At 35.0% G+C, this 15,244-nt stretch carries 16 protein-coding genes; 6 read left to right on the top strand and 10 right to left on the bottom strand.

Translation table 11 applies throughout. From position 1 onward, the window contains the following. Positions 1-19: 19 nt before the first annotated feature. From ACO05K_RS14975 to ACO05K_RS14955, 5 genes are all read right to left on the bottom strand, one after another. Positions 20-484 carry a hypothetical protein gene (locus ACO05K_RS14975; protein ID WP_421945230.1) on the bottom strand — a complete coding sequence of 155 codons (465 nt, stop codon included), beginning with the start codon at positions 482-484 and terminating at the stop codon, positions 20-22. Positions 485-861: 377 nt separating this feature from the next. Continuing rightward, complete coding sequence (locus ACO05K_RS14970; RefSeq protein ID WP_421945229.1) at positions 862-2,454, bottom strand: M28 family metallopeptidase; 1,593 nt, start codon at positions 2,452-2,454, stop codon at positions 862-864. A 323-nt stretch (positions 2,455-2,777) separates the two neighbouring features. Beyond that, positions 2,778-3,575, bottom strand: a complete 798-nt coding sequence (locus ACO05K_RS14965) for an ABC transporter permease (protein WP_421945228.1) — start codon at positions 3,573-3,575, stop codon at positions 2,778-2,780. 1 nt (position 3,576) lies between these two features. After that, positions 3,577-4,485 (bottom strand): ABC transporter ATP-binding protein, encoded by a 909-nt coding sequence (locus ACO05K_RS14960; protein ID WP_421945227.1) that lies wholly within the window; start codon positions 4,483-4,485, stop codon positions 3,577-3,579. Positions 4,486-4,487: 2 nt separating this feature from the next. Continuing rightward, the gene (locus ACO05K_RS14955) at positions 4,488-4,745 is read right to left on the bottom strand and encodes a hypothetical protein (RefSeq protein ID WP_421945226.1); all 258 of its coding nucleotides are present in this window, start codon (positions 4,743-4,745) and stop codon (positions 4,488-4,490) included. A 248-nt stretch (positions 4,746-4,993) separates the two neighbouring features. On the opposite strand from ACO05K_RS14955, the gene ACO05K_RS14950 reads away from it, so the two are divergent. Beyond that, complete coding sequence (locus ACO05K_RS14950) at positions 4,994-6,028, top strand: sensor histidine kinase (protein WP_421945225.1); 1,035 nt, start codon at positions 4,994-4,996, stop codon at positions 6,026-6,028. Between the two features lie 58 nt (positions 6,029-6,086). Further along, on the top strand, positions 6,087-6,836 hold the full coding sequence (locus ACO05K_RS14945; RefSeq protein WP_421945224.1) for a LytR/AlgR family response regulator transcription factor: 750 nt from the start codon (positions 6,087-6,089) through the stop codon (positions 6,834-6,836). A 139-nt stretch (positions 6,837-6,975) separates the two neighbouring features. Here ACO05K_RS14945 and ACO05K_RS14940 read toward each other — a convergent pair whose 3' ends face one another. The 3 genes from ACO05K_RS14940 to ACO05K_RS14930 all read right to left on the bottom strand — a co-directional run bounded on the left by ACO05K_RS14940 (position 6,976) and on the right by ACO05K_RS14930 (position 10,970). Further along, on the bottom strand, positions 6,976-7,713 hold the full coding sequence (locus tag ACO05K_RS14940) for a lysophospholipid acyltransferase family protein (RefSeq protein WP_421945223.1): 738 nt from the start codon (positions 7,711-7,713) through the stop codon (positions 6,976-6,978). Between the two features lie 52 nt (positions 7,714-7,765). After that, the gene (locus ACO05K_RS14935; protein ID WP_421945222.1) at positions 7,766-8,320 is read right to left on the bottom strand and encodes an NUDIX domain-containing protein; all 555 of its coding nucleotides are present in this window, start codon (positions 8,318-8,320) and stop codon (positions 7,766-7,768) included. Between the two features lie 157 nt (positions 8,321-8,477). Then, positions 8,478-10,970 (bottom strand): TonB-dependent receptor domain-containing protein, encoded by a 2,493-nt coding sequence (locus tag ACO05K_RS14930; protein ID WP_421945221.1) that lies wholly within the window; start codon positions 10,968-10,970, stop codon positions 8,478-8,480. Positions 10,971-11,179: 209 nt separating this feature from the next. On the opposite strand from ACO05K_RS14930, the gene ACO05K_RS14925 reads away from it, so the two are divergent. Next, a complete protein-coding gene (locus tag ACO05K_RS14925) occupies positions 11,180-12,115 on the top strand; it encodes an NAD(P)-dependent oxidoreductase (protein ID WP_421945220.1) in 936 nt (311 codons plus the stop codon). Here the strand turns inward: ACO05K_RS14925 and ACO05K_RS14920 are convergent. Further along, positions 12,105-12,527: a DUF6157 family protein gene (locus ACO05K_RS14920; protein WP_421945219.1), complete on the bottom strand. Its 423-nt coding sequence runs from the start codon at positions 12,525-12,527 to the stop codon at positions 12,105-12,107. The genes ACO05K_RS14925 and ACO05K_RS14920 overlap by 11 nt on opposite strands. Before the next feature lie 149 nt (positions 12,528-12,676). Between ACO05K_RS14920 and ACO05K_RS14915 the strand changes: the two genes are divergently transcribed. The 3 genes from ACO05K_RS14915 (at position 12,677) to ACO05K_RS14905 (ending at position 14,282) form a co-directional block, all read left to right on the top strand. Further along, positions 12,677-13,153, top strand: coding sequence for an OsmC family protein (locus ACO05K_RS14915; protein ID WP_421945218.1), 477 nt, complete (start codon positions 12,677-12,679; stop codon positions 13,151-13,153). A gap of 181 nt (positions 13,154-13,334) precedes the next feature. Beyond that, entirely contained in the window at positions 13,335-13,808 is a 474-nt protein-coding gene (greA, locus tag ACO05K_RS14910; RefSeq protein ID WP_029276724.1) for a transcription elongation factor GreA, read from the top strand. Positions 13,809-13,880: 72 nt separating this feature from the next. Further along, the gene (locus ACO05K_RS14905) at positions 13,881-14,282 is read left to right on the top strand and encodes an HIT family protein (protein ID WP_421946299.1); all 402 of its coding nucleotides are present in this window, start codon (positions 13,881-13,883) and stop codon (positions 14,280-14,282) included. Positions 14,283-14,292: 10 nt separating this feature from the next. Here ACO05K_RS14905 and ACO05K_RS14900 read toward each other — a convergent pair whose 3' ends face one another. Further along, a complete protein-coding gene (locus ACO05K_RS14900) occupies positions 14,293-15,183 on the bottom strand; it encodes a pirin family protein (RefSeq protein WP_421945217.1) in 891 nt (296 codons plus the stop codon). Positions 15,184-15,244 lie beyond the last annotated feature (61 nt).

Below are 15,244 nucleotides of genomic sequence, written 5' to 3'. Positions count from 1 at the left end.
TTTTTATACTTATTCAAGGTTACATTAATTCACTTTTCTCATCACACTCAGTAGGGCATAAATTTGCTCTATTTTCTGGATCGGTTGGATTTGGATCCTCATCGTCACATATTGGTTCCTGCTCTACATCATTATCAATAAAATAATCTGTTTTAGGTTTGCCGTCAACAACTTTTGTAACTACAAGCAGTACGGTATTCATATCAATATATTTGTCTGGAATCTTATCACCATATTCTAGCTTGTTAATAGAATCGATAATTTCCTGAGTATATCTTGCAAAGTAAATACGAACACCATCACCTTCAAATTTGGCAACTTTCTCCGCTAGTTTTTTGATTTGCTCAGCCGGAAACCAAGCGGCTTCAGTAAATGTTCCTGCATCTGCTTTTTGACTTTCTCTAAATGCAGCTGTCATTTTTTTTGCAATTGAAACTGGGATGGTGTTGTTTGTACCATCTTTTGCCAGTGGGATTTTGGTCATAATTTGTTTGGATGTTTATTTATAAAATTCGTTATTTCTACGCAATACGCTTACCGTAAATTCAACCTTGACTAATACCGTAAAAATACCCCCCTTAAAAAGGGTGTTTAATGCTTAATTATTTTTAGGATGACAGTTAATTTTGGGTATAGCAAAAGCAAAAATAGAATTACTTAGCGATTGAGTAAATATAAAGCAAAACTTAAATATTAATTAAATCGCTTAAAGATATTAACTGCTCTAAATAACGTTGGCACTTGGAATAAAAAACTTGGTCAATCTCTCAAATTTTTAGTTATAGTTAGGATTATGAAAAACAATCCCGAAAAAAAGGCCCCCGTAAACGGTGGGCCTTTTTTTGTGCTTTTTGATTTATCTTAATTTCTAGCTGGAGCAGTTGTGCCGGTAGAAGTTGCAGCTGGAGCAGCCGGTAATTCTTTTCTAGGAATTTGCGCATCGCGTTGCGAAGTATTGTAAACAAAAGATGCAATGATTGTTGCAGATTGTTTTAAATCATCTTCAACCAATCTATCGTAAGTATCCATATTGCTATGGTGTGTACGTGTATTGTAATCTGCAGGATCTTGAATAAATTGAAATCCCGGAATACCAACAGCATCAAAAGCCTGGTGATCTGTACCACCAGTATTACTTACGGTTACTGTTGTAGCACCTAAATCATTAAACGGCGCTAACCAGTTTTTAAATATTGGTCCCGCTGCTTCGTTTCCTTGTAAGTAGATACCACGAATTTTACCTGTACCGTTATCTAAATTGTAATAGGCAGATATTTTTTTTTGGTCGGGTGTTAAAACCATTGTTTTAGGGTCGCCGAAATGTTTTGCAACATAACCTCTAGAACCAAATAACCCTTGTTCTTCAGAACTCCAAAGTGCAATACGAATGGTACGTTTTGGTTTAAAATCAATTGCTTTTAAAATACGTACGGCTTCCATCATAACTGCAGAACCTGCAGCGTTATCAGTTGCGCCAGTAGCTGCATGCCACGAATCGAAGTGACCACCAATCATTACCAATTCTTCTTTTAATTTTTTATCTGTACCAGGAATTTCTGCAATTACGTTATAACCTTGTGGGTCTTGAGTGTAAAAAGAAGTTTTAATATCAGCTTCTATTTCAACTGGTTTGCCGCCGCGTAGAAGGCGTAAGATGTGTAAATAATCTTCGGCTGCAACTTCTAATTCTGGAGAAACTGGTTTAGCATCTAATGCATATGATGCGCCATTGCTGGTGAAAAAAGTTCCTTGTCCACCACGAGCGTAAGTTAAAATTAAGCCAACTTTTTCCTCAACAAGCATTGTGCTTATGGCTGCTCTAACTTCTCTCATTTTCATCATTTGAGCCATCATGTTATTTGCTGCACCCGGGCGTTGACCGCGGTTACCTGCCGGAGTTGGTTTTGCATCGGCCATTTTAGCTAATGTGCTATCTGCATAACGTACAAAATCAGGGCGGGTACCGCTTTGTAATGGATTACCAGAATCCATAATTACGATTTTGCCGGCTAATTTGCCTTTGTATTTAGCTAAATCAGATACGCTATCTGCTTTGATTAATACTACTTCTGATTTTATTGGACCATTTGTACCTGGTGTCCATGCTTTTGGAGAGGCGATTATTGCATGATAAAATGGTAAAGTTGTAGCCGCATAATATTTATCAACTTGCCATCCTTTGCCAAATGTTCCCCACGATTCTAGTTTAGCATTTTTTAAGCCCCAATCGGTAAGTTGTTTAATTGCCCATTCTTGTGCTTTTTTTAAGCCTGGAGAATTTGATAAGCGTGGTCCACTTACATCGGTAAGGTTAAAGGCAATGTCCATAACCTTCGAATTATCAAGTCCTTCTTTTCTTATTTTTTGCACAATGGCTGGATCGGGTGTGTCTTGCGCAAAAACAGATATGCATAAGCCTAATGCTAATGCTGTAGCAGTAAATCTTTTAATCATTTTTAATTAAGTTAGGTTGGTTATTAGGCTTAAAAATACGCTTAAATGGAGTGATGAACTTATTTACAATGAGATTTTTACATCGTAACTAAGTTGCATTTAGATGTTTAAGTTTTTTGCGCTTGCCAGTGAAACTGAGTTTTGTAGCTAAGCCTAAGTAAAATAAACCTTGTTGAAACGAAAAGCCCGCAATCCCGATTTAAGCACTGATGTTATTTTGTTATCGAATACTTAAAATATTCCACAGGCTTTTTCGGGTGAGGACTTGCAGTGTAAAGAAGGACTAACTTTAATTGAAATGCAGGTATTGCTTTTCTGAACAATTATTTTATACTTTTTTTAGATACAACGAAGTAACCTATAATAAAAAATACTGCTGCGAAAATTAGGCTGGTGTAGATTTCTCTGGTAAAAACTTCGAAAGCTAACGGATCGCCACCTTGTTTTACTTTGGTAATTTGCAAAGCTAAAGCAGGTAAACTGTAAGGAATTAAATAGGCGTATTGCCAGTTTAAACTTGCGGTTACAATACCCATAATTGTACCAACAAAACCTACACCCATTGGCTTTAAAAAATCTGCCCAGATTAGGCTTAAAATAAATTGAAGCGATAATATACCTAATGATGAAAGGAAAAGTTTTGCGTATGAATTTAAAAGAAATGTTGTTGGATTGTACTGATTGAAGGTGTATTTTGGAATAAGTGCTTGTAATGCATAGCCAAAGCCTATTGTTAAGGCAGCAAAAAGTAACATACAAATAAATATGAGCAAAACGGCATATAAATATTTGGCTGCGTAAATAGAAAATTTGTTTAGTGGTTGAGCAAAAAGTGTTTTCCAAGTGTCGTTTTTATGTTCGATGTTGTTTACAGAGAAGGCCATGAAAATAACGTAGAAAGGCATAATCAGGATGCCCATAACATTTAATGTTGCGCTACTATATCTTGCCCAAAGCATAACGCCAGAGAATTTGAAAGCCAAAATTTTATCGGCACTTGTGTAAAAACCGAATGATACCAGCGTACATATAATTACAGGCAGAAGAATGGCTGCCCAAAAAGCCAGCGTTTTTCTTGATTTATAAAATTCGGAGATAAGTGAAATGTATAGAGAACGCATGCTAGTTGTTTTTTGTAATGTCGAGAAATAGGTTTTCTAAATCTTTTCTTTGTTTATAAAGTGCCGAAACCATAAATCCGTTTTGAACTAACAGTGTGTTTATAGTTGCACTTTCTTCTTCATTTTTGAAAGGAAGCATTAATTTTTTATTGTTAGTTTCTGAAACCTCGTAACCTGATTTTATTAAAAGCGCTGAAGCATTTGTTGTATCGTTAACTTCAACCTCTAACATTGGTTTGCTGAGTTGATGAAGCTCGTTAATTGTGCCTTGAAACAATAATTGCCCTTTATTTATAATGCCAACATGGGTTGCTGTACGTTCAATTTCGGCAAGTAAGTGGCTTGAAACTAGAATGGTTTTCTGGTGTTTGGTAGCCAGCTCAATCATTAAGTTTCTAACTTCTATAATTCCGTTTGGATCTAAACCATTTGTAGGTTCATCGAGTAATAAAAGTTCGGGGTCGGAAACTAAAGCTAGAGCAATTCCAAGTCTCTGCTTCATTCCTAATGAATATTTCGATGCTTTTTTATTTGCCGCTTCTGTTAAGCCAACAAGCGCCAGCATTTCATTAGATTTACTTTTATTTATGCCAAGTAAAATGCAGCGGTTAATTAAGTTTTCTTTACCGGTTAAGTGCCCGTAAATAGCGGGTTGCTCTACTAATGCGCCAACTCTTTTCAGGGTGGCAATTCGATTGCGATTAATTTCTTTTCCAAAAATAAAAACCTGATCGGCCGGAGACTGAAGCAGGTTTAGTAAGATTTTTATTGTAGTGGTTTTACCAGCGCCGTTTGGTCCGAGGAAGCCATAAATGCTGCCTTTTGGTACTTGTAACGATAAATCTTTTACAATGGTTTGGTTGCCAAAATTAAAATTTAGGCCAACAGTTTCTATTGCGAAAGCGCTCATTTCTATTTAAAAATGGCAGTAGCTTGTTTTACAATTGAGCCAGAAGTTTTAGCTGGTTTTACAACTATTTCTTCAGTACTGTTTTGGTTTGTATTTATGGTAAGTGTAAATACCATCATCATAAAAACTGGTAATAATAAAAGTAAAAATGGCGATGTGTTTGCTAACTTTTTCATAATAGGTTTATTTATAGTTATTGTAATGAAGCTATCATCTGCAATTATTGCGTTATTTAATTTGTTTGCAGATGATGATTTCATAATCGTTTCGTTTTGATAGTTCAAAGAAACAGAAGAAAAACAGGGTGCTAAAATCTATTATACCAAGTGTTAAAGATTATAGATGAACGGGTGATTTTGGCGTTTGTCGATAAATTTCGCCCGATAAGCCGTTGGTAGAAAAAAAATGCCAGTTGGTAGATTGTGTAGTTAATTACAAGTTTCTTTATTTATTTTGGTTGAATGATTTATTGTAAGCTAAAAAGGCTTGCATTTCTGTTTTTATTAATATGAAGAAAAGTAGAGGGCCAATAATACTCCACAGCATTTTTTGGGGTGTAATCATCGCAATAAATATTGCGATGAATGCATTCAGTGATACTAAGCATACTTACACGGATTATATAATTACATATTTGGTATTTGGAATAATTAATGTATCAATCTTTTACATAAATTATATTTTCCTGATTCCAGAACTGATTGTTAAGCGCAAAAAGTATTTTCTATTTGTGATAGCCTTTTTGCTGTTGATTGTTGCTTCTGTTTTTTTAAAAACTGTTGCTGCAGTTTTGTATCGCGACGATGTATTAACCTACATTAATCAGGCTAAACATAAGGTAGAAATGCCAATCCATAGCTTTGTGGTTTTTGTGGTATTTATATCAGGTTTTTTCTTGATATCAAGCTGTATAATAAAATTTATAATTGATTGGTTTGCAACAGAAAGAATCCAACGAAACCTTGAAAGCGAGCGACGTGAAATGGAACTTCAGTTTTTGAAATCACAGCTAAATCCACACTTTCTGTTTAATTCATTAAATAACATCTATTCTTTAGCTTATCAAAAATCAGATAAAACAGCTGATGCGATAATGAAACTATCTGAAATTATGCGCTACATGATTTATGAGAGCAATACCCCAACGGTAGCCTTAAGCAAAGAAGTTGATTATTTGAAAAACTACATTGAATTACAAAAGATAAGATTTAAAGATGGAGCGTTTATTGAAATGACTTTGAATGGCGAAATTGATGATCAAAAAATTGTTCCGTTGATGTTGATTTCATTTGTAGAAAATGCCTTTAAACATGGTGTAGTTACCGATGCGAATGAGCCCGTAAAAATTGACATTATCGCCAACCAAAAGATTTTGCATTTCAGCGTAATTAACAAGAAAAACAACCAAAATAAAGATGCGCAGGGTGGAGTTGGCTTGCCCAATGTTGAGCGTAGATTACAGCTTATTTATCCGGATAGATATAAATTAAATGTTGTAAATTCGCCTACACACTACACCTGTGAATTAATGATTGATATTTAAAATGGAATGATTTTCTAATAATTTATCAAAAAATACTGCCAAATAAAAACTGCCTAAAATGAACTTGAACTGTATTATTGTAGATGACGAACCATTAGCACTCGATATTTTAGAGGATTATATTTCAAAAGTACCTTTTTTAACGCTTGCTAAAAGGTGCGAAAATCCGATTGAGGCTTTGCAAATTGTTCAGGCTGGAGGTATTGATTTGGTTTTTCTGGATATTCAGATGCCGGAACTTACCGGAATACAGTTTTTAAAAATTGCAGGGAATAAATGCCATTTCATATTAACTACAGCATACCCACAATATGCATTAGAAAGTTATGATTTAAACGTATCTGATTATCTCCTGAAACCTATTGCTTTTGATCGTTTTTATAAAGCGGTAGAAAAAGTTAACAATCAGGTTAAACCTGCAGAAGTTGCACCACCACAAATTCAACCTCTAATAACACCAGCTCCATTTTCAGGTTCGCCTAATCCGGTGCAGGATTTCATCTTTGTAAAAACAGAACATAAAATTCAAAAAATATACCTTCACGATATTTTGTACATAGAAGGTTTGAAAGATTACATCTCCATTTTTACTAAAGAAGAGCGCATTATTACGCTTCAAAGTATGAAAAAAATGGAGGAGGCTTTACCGGATAGTCAGTTTATTCGTGTGCACAAATCTTACATTGTGGCTATTGATAAAATCGAGAGTATAGAAAGAAGCAGAATTACTATTAACAAGAAAATTATCCCGGTAGGAGATACCTATAGAGATGAATTTTTTAAAGTAATTGGGAATAAGAATATTTAAGGATGGAAGATGGGTGAGGGAGGATGGAAAATGGGTAAATAGGGAATAGATAATAGGGAATGGATGATGTTCGGACGAATTCACTAATCAACCAAACACCTAACCAACCAAAAAACTAACCAACTAAAAACTCAACAAACTAAACTTGTCCTAATACTTTTCTGATTTCGGTTTCCACTTCCAGAGTAATATCGTTGGGGGTTTTTTCTCCCGGTTCAATTGGTTTTAAAACCGTCCATTTTAAATTATTTCCGGTAGTTAACGGGAACATCCCAAATCGCACAATTTTCCACGAATTTTCTATAGCTACGGGAACAACCAATGCATTTGGCACAACCTTTAATAATGTTGCAATACCACCGAATTGAAAGGTTTTTAGCTTACCATCTTTAGCACGGGTTCCTTCAGGGAAAATTACTGTACTCCAGTTATTTTCCTTCATTCTGCGACCTAATTTTATAATTTCAGAAATCGCTTGTTTATTGTCTTTCCTATCGATGTTTGCCCCACCGCCTAAACGTAAATTGATAGAAATGGATGGAATGCCTTTAGTAAGCTCGATTTTTGAAATAAACTTAGCGTGATATTTTCTTAGAAACCAGATTAACGATGGAATATCGTACATGCTTTGGTGGTTTGCCGCAAAAATTATTGGCCTATCAGTTGGCAGATTTTGTATGTTTTTAAAGCTTATTGAATTGAATAGAAATATTTGGCAATAAGTTAAGAAGAAGTTTAAAGCATCAACAGATGATTTGTGTGCCTTATATCCAAATAATTTATAGCAAAGCCATTGAATGGGGTGAAAAATACAAAGGCTTAAGCCAAAAAAAAGATAAAAGATTGGGGTAAGTATATAGCCAAAAAGTTTGCTCATCTGGTTTTAAAATTTCAGCAAAGATAAAAATTAGATTTTATACAAATCAAGATTATAAATCGCCATTTAAAATCATCAGCTTTGCTTTCAAAATTGCAGCTACACTCATCGAATCTGTGATTTTTCCAGTTAAAACCATTTGGTAAGCTTCTTCAAATGGCAGTTTTTTAACAATAAGCTGCTCGGTTTCTTCTGGCATGGCAATACCTTGAATTAAATCTGTGGCAACATAAATTACACTTAATTCATCACTCACCGAATTAGAAAGATGCATCCGTTGAATTTCCTGCCAGTTTTTAGCACTCATTCCGGTTTCTTCCAATAATTCTCTTTTAGCTCCATCTAAAGGTTCTTTATCTAAAGCTCCACCTCCTTCAGGAATTTCCCAGCTGTACGCTTTTAATGGATAACGATATTGACCAACAAGCCAGGTATTGTAATTTTCATCCAAAGGCAAAATACCAATGGCTACATTTTTGAAATGAACTTCGCCATAAATTCCGTTTCCTCCTGATGGATTGATAACCTGATGTTCAGTTACGCTAATCCAGTTATTATCGTATTTTAATTCGCTTTCTAAAGTTTGCCAGGGATTGATTTCTTCCATAGCGCAAGATATAAAATGTGTCGGTTTTTTTGGAGCATAAAAAAGGCGTTCCGAATTTCGAAACGCCTTTTTTATACTATTCATCTTTCGTCCATCCTTCGTTCATCCCTCGTTGGTAAACCGTTCCTATACCAAGGCTAAATGCAAGTCGGAGTTCTTAGAAAGAACCTTCATCAGGTCTGCTTTCCTGTTGGTCGTCTTTTTTGTTTTTCTTTGTGCTGTTAAATAAAGTTTTTCCGAAGCGGTAAGAGAAAGTTAAATTCCCCATTGTGCCTTGCATACGGCGTTGGAAATCGATAAATGTAAAGTTATCATCGGTTGTCATGCTCCATCTTCTGGTGTTAAATACATCACGAATGTTTAAGCTTAAAGATGCTTTCTTATTCGGGAAATCGTATTTCGCACCACCATCAATACCATACATTGCATTACGCTTTCCTTGCGCCATTACTTCTGCCGCACGGTAATCTCCACGGAACTGAAAAGAAAGATTTTTGATTGCAGTAACATTTGCGGTTAAGTTTGCATTCCAACTGAAACCACTTCTATCTTCAATACCATATCTTGCATCGCCTTCAATTTTTTGTTGATAAAGGTTTACGTTACTCGTAAAGTTTAAGGCTTTAATTAAATCAAAACGACCAATTAATTCTAAACCGCTATTTAGCTGACGGGTTAAGTTTTGAGGTGTTGTGGTAATAATTCCACTTGCATCAGGCACACTTCTTACCCTTTGAATTACATCATTGGTTTGGCGGAAATATAAACTTGATGTTAACGTTACTTTTTTCCAGTATTTATTATAACCCAATTCGAAAGAGTGAACATCCTCCGGTAATAAATTCGGATTACCAGCTCTGTAATTCAATGGATCAGAAACATCAAGGAATGGGTTGGTATCCCACGGACGTGGACGATTTACACGACGTGTATAACTTACCTGAACTTGCTGCTCATTTTTTAACTTTTGAGATAAAAATACACTAGGATATAATCTTTTGTAATGGATGTTACCTTCGCTATTGGTTAGTAAGTTTCCATTGTAACCTTCCAAATAAGTATCTAAACGGGCATCCTCAGCTCTTAAACCTAACTGATAACCAAAATCTTTAATCTGGTTCTGGTAGTTTAAGTATAAAGCATGAACCTGATCTTTACTGTTAAAGTTATTAATCAGTTTGTTGTTCCTAACGTAAATATCTGTGTTTGTTAATATCGAATCAGCATATTGATTGTTATCGCCTAAACGAATCTGACTGCGGTAACCTGCCTCGATTTTTCCGGCTTTGCCAACTGGTAATGTATAATCCGTTTGGATGTTGTAATTTGTATTGTCGCCAGTGTTAAAAATTCTTTGTAAACTAGGATTAATGTTAACAGCAGAGCCATTTATGTTGGTAAATGTTGTGCTGTAATCCTGGTCGTTATTGTTCGTTCCAGAAGAATAACCAAAGTTAAAAGTCAGCTCTTCTTTTGGTTTTTTAAACTTTTGCGAATAATCCAAATTTACGTCGTAGCTATTTCCACTTCCAACATTGTTATTTAATCGGTTGCTTAACAACACAGGATTTGAAGTTCTTCCTAACTGTCTGATGTCAACAAATTCATTTCTATCGTTATCTCTGGCATTAAAACCTCCCGATAAACTAACAACACTTTTTGGCGCTAAATAATAATCTAGTCCGGCTTTAACATTGTGGCCTTTATCTAAAGAGTTTGATGTTGTAGTTTGGTTTGCAAATGCTGTAGAACCTGTACTTTGTTTGTAAATAATGTCCTGAAAACCACCGCCTAAACGATTTCCATAACGATAGCTGTAGTTTCCATAAAGGTTAACTTTACTATTTTGAAAACTAAGGTTGGTGTTTCCGTTATAGTTATCACGATTACCGGCACTTACCGCAACCGAACCATTAAAACCAAGCTTGGTATTTTTCTTTAAAACGATATTAATAATACCAGCCTGACCTTCAGCATCGTATTTTGAAGATGGATTGGTAATTAATTCAACACTTTCTATCGAGCTCGCAGGGATTGAAGCTAAAATCTGCGCAACATTTCCGCCAGCAATTAAAGATGGCTTACCATCAATTAAAACCCTAACGCCTGATGAACCACGTAAACTCACGTTACCATCAATATCTGTTTGCACCGAAGGAACGTTAGCCAATAAATCGGTAGCAGAACCGCCTTCACTAACCAAACTTTGATCAACAGAAAATACTTTTTTATCGATGCCCATTTGCATAGCTGCTTTTTGGGCAGTAACCGTAACATCTTTTAATACTGTTCCGGCTGCGGCATTCATTTTAATGTCGCCAAAATTTAAAGGTCCGGTAGCATCGGTAATCGAAATATTATCTCTAACCATTGTTTGATAGCCTACAAAACTTACTCTGAAAGTATAAGTGCCGTTAGCCAAATCAGGCATTGTAAACTTACCATCAATATCTGTTTGCGCTAATTTTGCATTAGTGTTTGTTGCTTTATTAACCAAAACAGCCGTTGCAAAAGCAATTGGTTCTTGGGTTTTAGCATCTTTTAATACACCGGTAATTTGTGCTTTACCACCGGTTTGTGCAAATAAATTAAAGGAAAGGCAGAGTAAAAAGAGGGTGATTTTTATCGCTTTGTAATGTAATAGTCTCATTAAATTTTAAAAGTTTTTAGTAGTTTTCTTAAAGAGTGACAAAGAAACGGCAAGGAAGTTTAAAATGAGTGCAGTAACTATTTTATTACAGCTGTTTTAGGGTAATATTTTTGTGGTTTTCTGTCTGATGTTTTTTTGCGAATAAATCATCAAGGTTTTATGGCCGATTTTGATTTATAAAATGAGTAAAATGTTACTTTTGCCATACCATGAGTAAAAAAATATTAATTGTTGATGATTTGCACCCTGCATTTAAAGAGCAGGCAATTAAAATAGGTTATTTAGTTGATGATGAGCCTTTAATAACCCGAAAGGAAACTCTGGAAAGAATTAAAGATTACGATGGGATCGCGGTACGTACAAAGTTTAGAATTGATGCGGAGATTTTTGCGGCAGCACCCAATTTGAAGTTTGTTGCACGTGCAGGCGCCGGACTTGATAATATTGATGATAAAATCGCTTTTGAGCGAAATATTCAATTAATAAATGCACCCGAAGGTAATTGTGATGCTGTTGGCGAACATGCTGTTGGTTTGCTTTTATCCTTAATGAATACTTTTAGAAACGCTGATATTCAAATCAGAAATGGTGTTTGGGATAGGGAAGGAAACCGCGGTTACGAGTTGAAGGGTAAAAAAGTAGGCATTATCGGCTATGGTTTTATGGGGCAAAGTTTCGCTAAAAAATTAGAGGGTTTTGAAGTTGATGTTTTGGCTTATGATAAATATAAAACAGGATTTTCTGATGCTTTTGCCCGCGAGGTAAGTATGGAAGAAATTGTGAAACAATGTGATGTTTTAAGCCTTCATATTCCTTTAACTTCAGAAACAAAACAAATGGTTGATGATGAATATTTCTTCCACTTTAAAAAACCAATATTCTTTATAAACACCGCACGTGGTGAAATTGTAAATACAAAAGCAGTGTTGAACAATTTAGAATCAGGTAAGATTTTAGGTGCTGGTTTAGATGTTTTAGAAACTGAAAAATTTCCTGCCCTTAGCGAACAAAGCTGGTATAATCAATTAAAGGAAAATAACAAAGTGCTTTTAACACCGCATGTTGGTGGCTGGACTTTCGATTCTTATCGTAAAATATCTGAAGTGCTTGCAGAGAAGTTGACTGCAATCGAATCTAATTTTTAGCAGAACGCATCGCTTTTACTTTTTTGATAGAAGGATCGGCTATAAATTGTTCGTATTTATCAGTCTCAATTCCAAAAATGGCAATTTTACCATCCTTATCCGAGTGTAAACCAAATCCATGTTTTTTGGTTAGGGGAGAAGCCCGAAAACAAGCCTGACCTTTTGAAAAGAATTTTTCTCGCTCAGCTTTTTGTTCTGAAGTTGCGATATCGTTTCGCTCTGCATAAACATTAAATAGAACATCGTCAGAAGTATATTTGTAAGGATTTTTTGAAATCATTTCAAATTGAATTTCTGCAATCGTTTTGTTATTGCCCTTCGGCTGCGGAGAAATTCCAGCTGTTGCATTGCTATCATCAGCAACCTCTATAAAAGTGTTGTAATAATTTGTTGTGTGTAATTTATCGCCCATAAAATCAAATGTTTTATTATTTCTTTACTATGCTTAAATTACCATTTTCTTAACATTTTGAAAAACATTTTTGTTATCCCTTACTTAATCTATGTATTAATCAATCTTAATTGCTTAAATTGGTTTTACAAATTCTAACTTAATATATCATGCCGAAAGAACATCTATACTCTACAACCGTAACGTGGACTGGCAATAAAGGCTCAGGTACAATGGATTATCGCTCTTACGATCGCGATTATTTAATTTCTGTAAATGGCAAAGCCGATATTTCGGGCTCATCAGATTCTGCTTTTCTTGGAGATAAATCAAAACATAATCCTGAAGACTTGTTACTTGCTTCAATTTCGGGTTGCCACATGCTTTGGTATTTGCATTTATGCTCTAAAAACGAAATTGTTGTTATCGATTATAAAGATAAAGCTGTTGGTACGATGAAAGAATCGGCAGATGGTGGCGGAAAATTTAAAGAAGTAACGCTTAACCCCGCTGTTCTAATTGCCGATAAAGCCCATTTAGAACTGGCAGAATCATTACATAAAGAAGCAAATAAAATGTGCTTCATTGCGAATTCATTAAATTTTCCGGTAAAACATGTTGCAGAAACAAGGGCAGAAAACGCCTGAGTTGTAAAAATACCCTGACAGAAATTTTATAAAACTGTCAAAACTTTAAAATCATAATGAATTATTTGCTTTTGTAATTTAAGCATTTTATCTTCGTTATAATTGAAACAAGACTATGTAGCAAAACTAACTACATAGTCTTGTTTGTTTTTTATAGGCTTTATAACAAATTAATTGAGCAATGACAGAGGTAACGTATTACACACAAGAGGGTTTAGATAAATTAAAGGAAGAAGTTCATTATCTAACTACTACGGGCCGTCAGCTAATTTCAAAAGCAATTGCTGAGGCGAGAGATAAAGGAGATTTATCAGAAAATGCAGAATATGATGCGGCTAAAGAAGCGCAAGGCTTGCACGAAGCTAAGATATCAAAATTAAAAAACACATTGGCTAACGCTCGCCTTATCGATGAGTCTAAATTGGATTTATCGAAGGTTTTGGCATTATCTATCGTTAAAATAAAAAACGTAAAAAATGGTGCAACAATGACTTATCAGTTGGTTGCTGAAACCGAAGCTGATTTGAAAACCGGGAAAATTTCGGTTAAATCTCCAATTGCACAAGGCTTGCTTGGAAAATCTGTTGGTGAATTTGCAGAAATTGAAGTTCCAGCAGGAAAGATGCAATTCGAAGTATTAGAAATATCTAGATAACAAAAGTTACAAGTTACGGGTTTTAAGTTGTGAGACTAGACCTATAACTTTTAACTCATAACCTACAACTTAATCATGACTATCTTTTCAAAAATTGTTTCCGGAGAAATTAATGCACACGTAGTTGCAGAAACTGTTGAATATTTAGCTTTCTTAGATATCCAACCTTTAACTGCTGGTCATGTTTTGGTAATCCCGAAAATAGAAACCGACTATATTTTTGATATGGATGAGGATTTATATGTGGGTTTATGGATGTTTGCAAAAATTGTTGCAAAAGGAGTGAAGGTTGCATTTCCATGTAAAAAAGTTGGCGTATCCGTAATCGGATTAGAAGTTCCTCATGCCCATATTCATTTAATACCGATGAATAATGTTAGCGATATGAATTTCAGCAAAGAAAAACTTAAGCCAACTGAAGAGGAACTTGCTGAAGCAGCTAGAAAAATCAAAGAAGCGTTACTAGAACAGTAGTACTAAATAACTAACGTTTAATAAATTTGCTTTGCTCAGGCAGCGGCACAAAATCTGTTTCGCCAGGAACGGGTTTGTAGCTTTGATTAAGCCATTTTGTTTTGGCTTCTTCTATCAATTTTTTATCAGTAGCAACAAAATTCCAATACATAAAACGTTCTTCCGGAAAAGGTTCTCCACCAAAAATATAAACCGTAGTATTTTCATTCATTTCGAATTCGCATAGTGTGGCATCATTTGCAATTAAAATATTTTTCGGTTCGAAAATATTTCCCTCACTTTCAACTGAACCTTCTAAAATATAAAGCGCACTTTCGCCAAATAAATCTTTGCCAATATTTACTTTCTGTTTTGATTTGCTTTTTATCTCGATAAAATAAAGCGGACTGTAAACAGGAACGGGAGATTTATGTCCGAAAACTTCCCCTGCGATTAACTTAAAACTCAAACCGTTTTCTTCCCAATGTGGAATATCCTGTTCTTCAACGTGAAAAAACTCCGGTTCCATTTGTTCTAATGCTTTTGGCAATGCTACCCAAATCTGTAAACCGTGCAACATTTTATCAGTTTGCCTTAAGTATTCAGGAGTTCTTTCTGAGTGAACAATTCCACTACCCGATGTCATCCAGTTTACCTGACCAGGTTTAATTACAACATTAGTTCCTAAGCTATCGCGATGCGTAATTTCACCTTCAAATAAAAATGTGAGTGTAGATAAGCCAATGTGCGGGTGAGGTGCAACATCCAAATTTTCATGATCGCTCAATGCCGCAGGTCCCATATGATCTATAAACGAAAATGGTCCAACCATTCTTTTTTCACGGAACGGAAGTAATCTCCCAACCATAAAGTTTCCAATATTTGCCGGACGTTCTTCGATAATTAATTTAATATTAGACATGGGATAGGTTTAACGAAGTGAATTTAGCTAAAACTTATAATATGCTAAAACAAAAAAGACA

The organism is Pedobacter sp. (assembly GCF_965227205.1).
In the GTDB taxonomy this organism is placed as follows: domain Bacteria; phylum Bacteroidota; class Bacteroidia; order Sphingobacteriales; family Sphingobacteriaceae; genus Pedobacter.
Note: the sequence above shows the minus strand (reverse complement) of the source record. Positions and strands in the feature narration are given on the sequence as shown.